This is a genomic window from Streptomyces sp. H27-H1 (genome assembly GCF_026627445.1).
Taxonomy (GTDB): Bacteria; Actinomycetota; Actinomycetes; order Streptomycetales; family Streptomycetaceae; genus Streptomyces.
The window spans coordinates 329,854-340,429 of the sequence record NZ_JAPNLJ010000002.1 but is presented as its reverse complement, the minus strand read 5'-3'; the positions used below and the strand labels follow the sequence as shown (position 1 = coordinate 340,429).

7 protein-coding genes are annotated in these 10,576 nt (G+C 70.2%); 3 read left to right on the top strand and 4 right to left on the bottom strand.

The annotated features are described in order from the left end of the window. Nucleotides 1-87: 87 nt before the first annotated feature. Entirely contained in the window at nucleotides 88-2,373 is a 2,286-nt protein-coding gene (fxsBH, locus tag OTB20_RS03405; RefSeq protein WP_267815051.1) for a radical SAM/SPASM protein FxsBH, inactivated beta-hydroxylase extension form, read from the bottom strand. A gap of 29 nt (nucleotides 2,374-2,402) precedes the next feature. Further along, complete coding sequence (gene fxsA / locus OTB20_RS42690; RefSeq protein ID WP_420716311.1) at nucleotides 2,403-2,567, bottom strand: FxSxx-COOH cyclophane-containing RiPP peptide; 165 nt, start codon at nucleotides 2,565-2,567, stop codon at nucleotides 2,403-2,405. 373 nt (nucleotides 2,568-2,940) lie between these two features. Here fxsA and OTB20_RS03400 point away from each other — a divergent pair, with 373 nt between their 5' ends. Next, entirely contained in the window at nucleotides 2,941-4,137 is a 1,197-nt protein-coding gene (locus tag OTB20_RS03400; protein ID WP_267815049.1) for an RNA-guided endonuclease InsQ/TnpB family protein, read from the top strand. Nucleotides 4,138-4,229: 92 nt separating this feature from the next. Here OTB20_RS03400 and OTB20_RS03395 read toward each other — a convergent pair whose 3' ends face one another. Then, a complete protein-coding gene (locus OTB20_RS03395) occupies nucleotides 4,230-5,132 on the bottom strand; it encodes an alpha/beta fold hydrolase (RefSeq protein WP_267815048.1) in 903 nt (300 codons plus the stop codon). Between the two features lie 300 nt (nucleotides 5,133-5,432). Between OTB20_RS03395 and adhE the strand changes: the two genes are divergently transcribed. Beyond that, entirely contained in the window at nucleotides 5,433-8,069 is a 2,637-nt protein-coding gene (gene adhE, locus OTB20_RS03390) for a bifunctional acetaldehyde-CoA/alcohol dehydrogenase (protein WP_267815046.1), read from the top strand. A gap of 333 nt (nucleotides 8,070-8,402) precedes the next feature. Here the strand turns inward: adhE and OTB20_RS03385 are convergent, their stop codons facing one another. Next, on the bottom strand, nucleotides 8,403-8,960 hold the full coding sequence (locus OTB20_RS03385; protein WP_267815108.1) for a TetR/AcrR family transcriptional regulator: 558 nt from the start codon (nucleotides 8,958-8,960) through the stop codon (nucleotides 8,403-8,405). 225 nt (nucleotides 8,961-9,185) lie between these two features. Here OTB20_RS03385 and OTB20_RS03380 point away from each other — a divergent pair, with 225 nt between their 5' ends. Next, nucleotides 9,186-10,574 (top strand): purine-cytosine permease family protein, encoded by a 1,389-nt coding sequence (locus OTB20_RS03380; protein WP_267815045.1) that lies wholly within the window; start codon nucleotides 9,186-9,188, stop codon nucleotides 10,572-10,574. Nucleotides 10,575-10,576 lie beyond the last annotated feature (2 nt).

The window sequence follows — 10,576 nt, the reverse complement described above, 5'->3', positions numbered from 1 at the left end:
AGTCGGGGCCGGGGTCGGGGCCGGGGTCGGGGGAGCCGAGGGGGCCGGCGGGGCCGGGGCGGGCTGCCCCGGGGTCCGCGCGCCCTGTCACGCGTCGACCGCCTTCAGTGCCCAGCGCAGCTGCTCCACCAGCCGCTTCCCGGTGCTCGTCAGCTCCGCCGCCCCCGACAGCCGGTCCAGCGCCCGGTTGATCCGGTCCAGCCCGCCCGGCTCCGCGGCGGCGGTCGCCCGCTGGTAGGCCTCCACGGCCACCCGCTCGTGTACGTCGGCCAGCAGCCGGGACACCGGGACCGGGCGCTCCCGCCACGGCGAGGGGTGCTGCCACTCCCCGTCCAGCGCGTACAGGTCGGCCACCTCGGTCAGTGCCTGGAGCCCGGCCCGCCGCCGCCCGGTCAGCAGCGCGAGCGCGGTCTCCGCCACCCCCGCCGCGTACGGCACTCCGAGCGCGCCCGGACCGTGGCGCCCGGCCTCGCCCCAGCCGCGGGCCCGGGGGCCGCCCGCGAGCGGGGTCAGCGTGGTCAGCCCGCTGCCGGCCGCCCGCGCGAACTCGGGCACCGAGGAGTGCAGCAGCGCCCACGCCGCGTCGAGGCGATCGCGCCATTCCTGGGCCTCCCCGGCGCCGAGCCGCAGCCTGGGCGGGCGGGCGAAGCAGTTGCGGTGGGGATCCAGGTCCTCCAGCGCGACCGGGGCCCCGTGCGGCCCCGGCGACCAGGTGCGTACGGGCTGCCAGCGCGCGTCACCCGCCGCGGGCCCGAAGCGGTGCCCGGGGCGGCCCTCCTCGCGGACGGCGTACCCGCCGTCGGCGGCGTGCAGGGTGGCCCGCCCGTCGGTGCCGGGCTCGCCCAGGCGCAGCAGGCCGAGCGTCGGGAGGTACACCTCGCCGTCCCGGTAGAGGACCTCGGCGGGCAGGTCGAGCCCGCCGCGCAGGACGGCGGCGGCGGCCAGCGCGGTCAGCCGGCGGGCCGCCTCGGAGGCGTCGGTGCGGCCCTCGAGCCCGGGGTCGAGGCAGGCCATGACCCAGGTCCGGGTGAAGGGGTGGGCCAGTACGGCGTCCAGCGCGTCCGCGCCCCCCTGTCCGGCACGCTCCACGGCGCCCAGCACCCGCCAGGCGCGCTCCCAGTCGCAATCACCCGTTCGGCGGTCGTTCAAGAGGGCTAGCAGGTCCCGGGTGAGCTGCTCCTGGGAGGCGGCCAGCTCGGCCGGGTCGGACAGTTCCGGCGCGCTCGCGCCGGCACTCGTACGCCCCTCCACGCCGTCGACGAGCTCGCGCAGATCGGTGCAGTAGACGGAGGGGTTGTCGAAGTTCCCGGGGGCCCCGGTGCCCGGGGCATCGGCCGGATCCGCCTTGTAGCGGTGCGTGTAGAGCCCGCCTCCGCACGAACGTACGACGGGGCACCGGCGGCACGCATCGCTGACACCGGCCAGGCCCAGCTGCCGGGCTCGGACCCCGGGATGGGCCGCGACCAGGTCAAAGGGGTGATCGAAGACGTTGAACCCGGTGGCGGCGGCCCCCTCGAAGGCGCTCTTCAGGGAATCCACCTGCTCCAGGCTCCCGTCGGTCTCCACCACCACGAGATCGGTGGGTGCGAGGCCGAGGGCCTCGGTGAGGCTGGGGCCGCCGGCCAGCGTGGAGAACAGCGAGTCGAAGAGCCGTACCGGGACCGGGCGTCCGCGGTGGTCCCAGTGGTCGAAGACCCGCAGCAGCCAGCGCGCGTAGGTGTCGGGGGCCTCGTCCGGGCGGACCGGGGGCGTCTGCCAGGTGGCGTGCGGAAGGAGGAAGTCCACGCGCGGCGGGGCCAGTTCGACGAGGGCGTCGAGCACGGCGACGGGATCGTTGGCCACGTCGACGGTGCAGAGCAGGCCCTGGTAGAGGTGGCGGTAGGGCTCGGTGCGCAGGAGGTCCACTGCGGCCAGGACCAGGGGGTGGCTGGTGCGTCCGTCGGCGAAGCGGCGGTGACGGTCGTTGGCCGCGCGGTCGCCGTCGAGGGAGACGCTGACGCTGACGCCGTATTCCGCGAAGAGGTCCAGGTAACGGGTGCTGAGCTGGAGGCCGTTGGTGTGGATGCGCAGGTCGAGGGCGGCGACGCCGTCGAGGGCGCGGGTGAATTCCTCGCACACGAGCCGGAGGCGGGCGGGGCCCGCGAGAAGCGGTTCCCCTCCGTGAAGGATGACCGTGACGGAGGGGAGTGCGTGTGTCCTCGCATGTTCGGCGAGCCGCGACGCAGTCTGTGCAACGGCCTCGGGGGAGATCACTTTCGGCCGGTCACGCCAGCTCTGATCTGCATGTTCGTAGACATAGCAATGATCACAAGCAAGATCACATCTGCTGTGAACTTTAAGGACGATCTCGCGAAAAGCGATCAGGCCGGTCATTCCGCCAGTCTAGAGCGGTGACTTCGGGGTCAGAGTGCAGAGTTGAAGATGGGCGTCTGAACCTTTCGACCGGATTCCGTCGGAAGCACGCGGCCCAGGGTCGCGGACGCGCGCGCACCGCGGACGTCGATCCGGTCGAGCGGGACGCGGCGTGCCGTGACGGTGCTGGTCGGGGGGGTTGCGGAGGTGTTCATGACGCCGTCCTCGGGGAGGTCATGGGGAATGGGAAGGGTTGACATCGGCGAGGAGCCAGTGCCTGGCGCGGACTTTACCTGGCTGACCGCCCATCGGCTCGCTAAACCGGTCCGGCGGTTTCTGCAAACTGCCCTCTCGATCGAACGATTGTGACGAACGGTCACGTGCCCGTGGCATATGTGACCGAATTCAATGGGGTTCCGCCCCGGCCGTTCATCCTGACTCCTTCGTGGATACCCCCACCTTTAGGTGGGGGAGGAAACGAAGCACCTGCGGAGCGGGGCAATGGGCTGCGATTCGCCCTCTGGGTGGACCGTAGCGCTCTGACCGGCAGGTTTGATCTTCACCTGTTGTGAGGCTAGTTTGTGAGCCATGACCGTGACTCACGCGAAGCGGGCGTTCAAGTACCGCTTCTATCCGACGGATGCGCAGGCCGCCGAGCTGTCGCGCACCTTCGGATGCGTGCGGAAGGTCTACAACATGGCGCTCGCGGCCCGTACCGAGGCGTGGGCACGGGGTGAGCGGGTCAACTACAACCAGACCTCGGCGCTGCTGACCGTGTGGAAGAAGACCGAGGAGCTGGCCTACTTGTCCGAGGTGTCCTCGGTTCCGTTGCAGCAGACGCTGCGGCACTTGCAGGTGGCGTTCACGAACTTCTTCGGGAAGCGGGCGAAGTACCCGCGGTTCAAGTCGCGGAAGAAGTCCCGCCGCAGTGTCGAGTACACGACCAGTGCGTTCCGCTACCGGGACGGCGGTCTGACTCTGGCCAAGATGTCCGAACCGCTGGACATCGTGTGGTCCCGGGCTTTGCCCGAGGGCGTCAGCCCGTCCACCGTGACCGTGTCGCAGGACGCGGCCGGCCGCTGGTTCGTCTCGATGCTGTGCGAAGACTCCACCGTCGTGCCGCTGCCCGCCACCACGACGGCGGTCGGCATCGACGTGGGCCTGACCCACCTGCTGACCCTCTCCACTGGGGAGAAGATCGCCAACCCGAGGCACGAACGCAAGGACCGTGCCCGCCTCGCCCTGGCCCAGCGCCGTCTGGCGAAGAAGGCCAAGGGCGACGGCGCCAACCGGGCCAAGGCCCGGCGCACGGCAGCCAAGGTCTACGCCCGGATCACCGACCGGCGCCGCGACCACCTGCACAAGCTGACCACCCGACTCGTGCGCGAAAACCAAACGCTCGTGATCGAGGACCTCACCGTCCGCAACATGGTCAAGAACCAGAGCCTGGCCCGCGCCATCAGCGACGCGGCATGGGCCGACTTCAGGAGCATGCTGGAGTACAAGGCCGCCTGGTACGGGCGGGACGTGGTCGCCGTCGACCGGTGGTTCCCCTCGTCTAAGCTGTGCTCCACCTGCGGAACCATCGCATCGAAGATGCCCCTGCACGTCCGCACGTGGACGTGCGACTGCGGCACGACCCACGACAGGGACGTGAACGCGGCGAAGAACCTTCTGGCGGCCGGGCTGGCCGTGACAGTCTGTGGAGCTGGTGTAAGACCTCAACGGAGTTCTCCGGGCGGGCAGTCGGCGACGAAGCAGAAAGCCCCACGGCGCGAGTCGTAGGAATCTCCTCCCTTTAGGGAGGGGAGGACGTCAATTGAATGCAAGATCGATTTCCCGCCCGGCGGCCTTCCGGGCCGCTTCCCGGGCCCCTCTTAGGCCGGCTGCTGCTCGTTGACGGGAGGTGCGGGCACCTCTCTGAGCAGCCACGTCAGTATGTCGGGCAGGGCGCGCAGGGCCGCGAAGTGCGCGGCGGCCGGGTCGATGTTCGTGGTGGCGCCCGGGATCCGGCTGGCCAGCCAGCGGGAGTGGCCCACGGGCGAGAACACGTCGAGTTCGCCGTGCCAGATCAGCACCGGGCAGCGGATGTCCGCCGGGTCGAAGCCCCAGGGGCCGCTGAAGGCGATGGCGTCGTCGATCCAGCCGTAGGCGGAGGTGCGGACCCCCTCGCGGTAATTGCGCAGCAGCATGGCCCGTAACCCCGCGTCCGCGACGATCATGCGGTCGCTCTCGGTGAGCTCGCGGCGCAGCTCGTCCAGGAGCCGGCCGGGGTCCTCGGCGATCCCGGCGGCGCGCGGGATCAGCCGGGCGGCGAGCTCCTCGGGGTCCCGGCCGGCCGTGGAGTGCTCCCGGACGTTGGAGGGGGACATGCCCTCGAACCAGTCCAGGTTCTCCGCGTCCCGGGGGGCCAGGGAGACCAGCGCGGCGGTCCGGGTGACCCGGTCGGGGAGCAGGGCGGCGCAGGCCAGCGCTCCGGGGCCGCCGCCGGAGCGGCCGGCCACGGCGAAGGCGTCCAGGCCCAGGGAGTCGGCGATCGCGGCCACCTCGGCGGCAACGTCGGCGACGGTGCGGCCCGGATGGCGGTCGGAGCCCCCGTAGCCCGGCCGGTCGTAGGCGATGAGCTGCATCCGGCGCTGGTAGAGGACCATGCCCCGGGGAGCGGGGCCCAGTCTGCTGCCGGGCATTCCGTGGAGCAGGAAAACGGGTTTGCCGTCCGGGTCGCCCCAGCGCTCGACCGTCAGATTCCGTCCGTCCGCGACGCGCACCTGACTGCGCACGCGCTCCCTCCCTCACGGTCGACGCGACTCGTCACGGTGATTGTGCTCGCTGGGGGAGGAGCGCGGTAGGGCGCACTTCGTCAGAAATTCTTGTGAAAGTTTTCACAAGCACGCAGGGGTCTTAGGTCCCGAGGTATTCGCACAGGTCAGACGGGCGATCGGCGGGTGGTGAACGGGCGTGAACGGCCCTTCGGCCCGGCGGGAAAGGGCTTTTTCGGCGGCACGGCTTCCGCTTTTGGGTGTCGAATTGAGTCATCAGGAAAGCGGTTCGGGTTGAGTCGAAATGAAGGAGTTCCTGCCATGCAGGCGAACGAGATGGTGGATGGACTGGTCCAGGGGGCGCTCAAGGCTCTCGACCAGTTCTCGTCGTTCAACCAGGAGCAGGTCGACCACATCGTCAAGAAGGCCTCGCTGGCCGCGCTGAGCCAGCACGGCGAGCTCGCCCAGCTCGCCGTCGAGGAGACCGGCCGCGGTCTGTTCGAGGACAAGGCCGTCAAGAACCTCTTCGCCTGCGAGCACGTCGTGAACTCGATGCGCGGGCTGAAGACGGCCGGCGTCATCCGCCGTGACGAGTTGAACGGCATCACGGAGATAGCCGAGCCCGTAGGCGTCGTCTGCGCGATGACCCCGGTCACCAACCCGACCTCCACCACGCTCTTCAAGGCGCTGATCGCCCTGAAGACCCGCAATCCCATCATCTTCGCCTTCCACCCCTCCGCGCAGAACTGCTCGGCCGAGGCCGCCCGCATCATCCGCGACGCCGCCGTCGCCGCGGGCGCCCCCGAGAACTGCGTCCAGTGGGTCACCGCCCCCTCCATGGAGGCCACCGGCGCCCTCATGAACCACCCGGGCGTCTCCACCATCCTCGCGACCGGCGGAAACGCCATGGTCAAGGCCGCCTACTCGTGCGGCAAGCCGGCCCTGGGCGTCGGCGCGGGCAATGTCCCGGCGTACGTCCACAAGAGCGCCAAGCTCGGCCGCGCGATCCACGACATCGTGCTCTCCAAGGCCTTCGACAACGGCATGATCTGCGCCTCCGAGCAGGCCGTCATCCTCGACGCCGAGATCTACGAGAAGGGCCTCGCCGAGTTCAAGCGGCTCGGCGCCCACGTGGTCACCGCCGCCGAGAAGACCAAGCTGGAGCAGTTCGTCTTCGGAACCACCGCCTACGCGGCCGACGCCTCCGGCGCCAAGCTGAACCCGGCGGTCGTCGGCAAGTCCCCGCAGTGGATCGCCGAGCAGGCCGGCTTCGCCGTCCCCGCCGAGGCCTCCATCCTCCTCGCGGAGTGCAACGAGGTCGGCGAGAACGAGCCGCTGACCCGCGAGAAGCTCTCCCCGGTCCTCGCCGCCCTGAAGGCCTCCGACACCGAGCACGGCCTCGAACTGGCCGCCGCGATGGTCGAGTTCCACGGCCTGGGCCACAGCGCCGCCATCCATGCCGAGGACGAGGAGCTCGTCGAGGAGTTCGGCAAGAAGGTCAAGGCGATCCGAGTCATCGCCAACTCGCCCTCCACCTTCGGTGGGATCGGCGACGTCTACAACGCCTTCCTCCCCTCGCTCACGCTCGGCTGCGGCTCGTACGGACACAACTCGGTGTCGAACAACGTCACCGCCGTCAACCTGATCAACGTCAAGCGGATCGGACGGCGCAACACCAACATGCAGTGGTTCAAGGTCCCGCAGAAGATCTACTTCGAGCGCAACTCCATCCGCTACCTCGGTGAGATGGAGGGCATCAGCCGCGTCTCGATCGTCACCGACAAGACGATGGTCTCCATCGGCTTCGTGCAGAAGGTCGTGGACATCCTCCAGGCCCGCGAGGGCGCCGTGTCGATCCAGATCATCGACAACGTCGAGCCCAACCCGGAGCTCACCACCGTCCAGGCCGGCGCCGCGATGATGCGCGACTTCAAGCCCGACACGATCATCGGCCTCGGTGGCGGATCGCCGATGGACGCCGCGAAGATCATGTGGCTGATGTACGAGCGCCCGGAGGTGGAGTTCGCCGACACGAAGGAGAAGTTCTTCGACGTCCGCAAGCGCGCCTACAAGTTCCCCTCGCTCGGCGAGAAGGCCAGGATGGTCGCCATCCCGACCACCTCCGGCACCGGCTCCGAGGTCACCCCGTTCGCCGTCATCTCCGACCCGGCCGCGGCCCAGAAGTACCCGCTCGCCGACTACGCGCTGACCCCGAACGTCGCCATCGTCGACCCGATGCTGCCGATGGGCCTCCCGCCCAAGGTGACCGCCGACTCCGGCTTCGACGCCCTGACGCACGCCACCGAGGCCTACGTCTCCGCGTACTCGAACGACTACACCGACGGCCTGTGCCTCCAGGCGATCAAGCTCATCTTCGAAAACCTGCAGCGCTGCGTGGTCGACGGCCCGAACGACCCCGAGGCCCGCGAGAAGATGCACAACGCCTCCACGGTGGCGGGCATGGCCTTCGCCAACGCCTTCCTGGGCATGGTCCATGCCATGGCGCACACCCTGGGCAACACCTTCCACGTCGCCCACGGCCGCACCAACGCACTGCTCCTGCCGCACGTGATCCGCCACAACGGCACGGTCACCCACAAGGCCACCCCGTGGCCGAAGGCCGAGGTCTACCGGGCGCCGGAGCGCTTCCAGGAGATCGCGAAGATGCTGGGCCTGCCGGCCGCCACCGCCGCCGAGGGCGTCGAGTCCTACGCCAAGGCCGTCGAGGAGCTCCGCAGTAAGTGCGGGATCACCTCCTCCTTCGCCGAGGAGGGCGTGGACGAGCAGGCCTTCATCGAGGCGCTGCCGACCCAGGCCATGAACGCCTACGCCGACCAGTGCGCCCCCGCCAACCCGCGGATGCCGATGATCGACGACCTGAAGCAGCTCATGCGCCAGGCGTACTACGGCAACGCCGAGGGCGCCCCCGCCAAGAAGGCCGCCGCCAAGAAGAAGTAGCCCTTCTTCCTACCGAGAACCTCCGCTGAGGAGCGGAAGGGCCCGCCCGGGACGCCAAGACCCGGGCGGGCTCTCCACATGTCCGGGCGGGTGGCTGCGGCCGGCAGCTCCGGCGTTGGCCCCCCGGCCAGGTGGTTCCTGGCAGCATCGGCGGGATCCGAACAAGGGGGCCGGGGTCCCATGCGTTTGCGCGTCCGCTTACTCAACGTCGCCACCGCGACCCTCGCTGCCGGGGTGCTGCTCGTCGGCTGCAGCTCGACCCCGGCCGAGGAGTTGATGGAGGCCAAGTGATCCGGTGATCGGGTGGCGCCCCGGGGGCGCCCGGTTTCCCGCCTACGTGTGCGGGATCAGCAGGGCCGCCGCCGTGCGGGCGCGCTCCAGGGACGTGGTCCGGTCGGCGTCGCGCTGCCCGAGCACCACGCGGGTGCTCAGCCCGTCGAGCAGGGCGAGCAGCTCCGAGGCGCGGGCGGGGACGTCCAGGCCGGCGGCGAAGCGCCCCTGGTCCACGCCCTTGGCGAGCAGTGCCTCCAGGTCGCCCTGCCAGCCGTCGTCGATCTCCTGCTGCGCGGCGCGCAGCGCCTCGTTCGACGCGGTACGGGCCCACAGCTCGATCCAGAGCGTCCAGCGGGGGTCCCGGGGGCCGCGCGGCAGGTACAGCTCCACGAAGAGCGCGAGCTTGCGGTGGGCGGTGACCCGGCGGCTCAGCAGCTCCGCCCGTTCCGTGGCCAGCTGCTGCTCGCTCCAGCGCAGGGCGGCCAGCAGCAGCCGGTCCTTGCTGCCGAAGTAGTACAGGATGTGGCCGCCGCTGGTGCCGAGCCGTTCGGCGAGCGCGGACATGGTGAGCGTGGCCAGCCCGTCCTCGGCGATGGCCGTCATGGCCTCTTCCAGCATCCGCTCCTGGGCGATCTGCCCGTCGCGCCGCCGTGCCGCGCCCGCCCCGCCCGCTGCTCCCGACACCCCGTGCCGCCTTCCCCATCTTCGTGGGCCGACCTTATCCCGGACAGGGTCTTGACGGGGCCCTGGTCGGGAGCGCATCTTGAATGCCATTCAAGAACCTAGAACGCCATTCAATGTCGGGCGCGGCGGTTCACCGGGTCGAAGGTCAGGGACGCACACATGACGCAGCAGGAGACGACGGCCGACGTCGACGAGGTCTTCAGAGTCGAGACGCACGGCATCGACCCCATCCCCGACGCCGAGCGCCACGGTGGGGCCAAGGACCTCTTCTGGCTCTGGTTCGGCTCCAACCTCACCTTCACCTACGTGATCAACGGCGCGCTCGCCGTGGCCTTCGGCCTCTCCTTCTGGCAGGCCACCGCCGTGGTCGTGCTCAGCGGACTCTCCTTCTTCGCGATCAGCGCCGCCGGGCTCAGCGGCATCCGGACCGGAACCGCAACCCTGGTCATCTCCCGCGCGGCCTTCGGCGTACGCGGCAACTGGCCGGCCGGTGTCCTCAACTGGGTGGTGAGCATCGGCTACACCATCGTCAACACCGTCGTCGGCACCCTGGCGCTGGAGGTCTTCTTCGACGAAATCGGCCTGGGCAGCGGCACCTTGACAAGGGCCCTCGCCCTCGGCATCACCCTCGCGCTCACCTTCGCCGTCGCCATGTGGGGCCACGCCACAGTCCAGTTCGCCGAGCGCTGGATGGCGTACATCCTGGCCATCGGCTTCGGCGCCCTGCTCGTCTTCATCCTGCCCGGCGCCCAGACCACGGTCGTCGCGGCCCCCGGCCTGTCCGGCTGGAGCCTGGCCTTCGTGGTGATGCTCGCGGGGCCGTTCTCGTACCTGCCCATGCCCGCGGACTACACCCGCTACCTGCCCCGCACCACCTCGCTTAAGTCGATCACGTGGATGGGCGCGCTGGGCGGGTTCGTCTCCTCCGTGGCCCTCGGGATCGGGGGCGTCGCCGCCGCCACCCAGACGGACATGACCGACGCGGTCGCCGGAGCCGAGAGCCTGCTGCCGGGCTGGTTCCAGCCGCTGTTCCTGGCCCTGGTCCTGGGCGGCTCCGTCACCAACTCGATCATCACGCTCTACTCCTCCAGCCTGAACCTCCAGGTCCTCGGCATCCCGTGGAGCCGGGCCCGCGCCATCGTGATCAGCGCCGGCGTGACAGCCGTCGGATCGCTCGCCGCGCTCTTCCTGACCGACTTCACCACCTCGCTGCTCTCGTTCCTCTCCCTCCTGATCATCGTGTTCGCCCCGTGGGGCGGGGTCTTCCTCGCCGACATGCTGATGCGCCGCTGCCGCTACGACTCCGACGCCCTGCACGCCGGGAGCGAAGGCGCCTACTGGTACCGCTCCGGCTATCACCCGGCCGGCATGACCGCCCTGCTCGCCGGCATGGCCTTCGCCGCCCTGACCTGCGACTCCGAGCTGTGGACCGGTCCACTCGTGGCCCCGCTCGGCGGCGCCGACCTCACCCTGCTCGGCTCGGTCGTCGCCGGGCTCACGTACTGGGCGCTCGCCCGGCGGGTGCCCGCCCGCGCCCCGGCCGCCTGAGG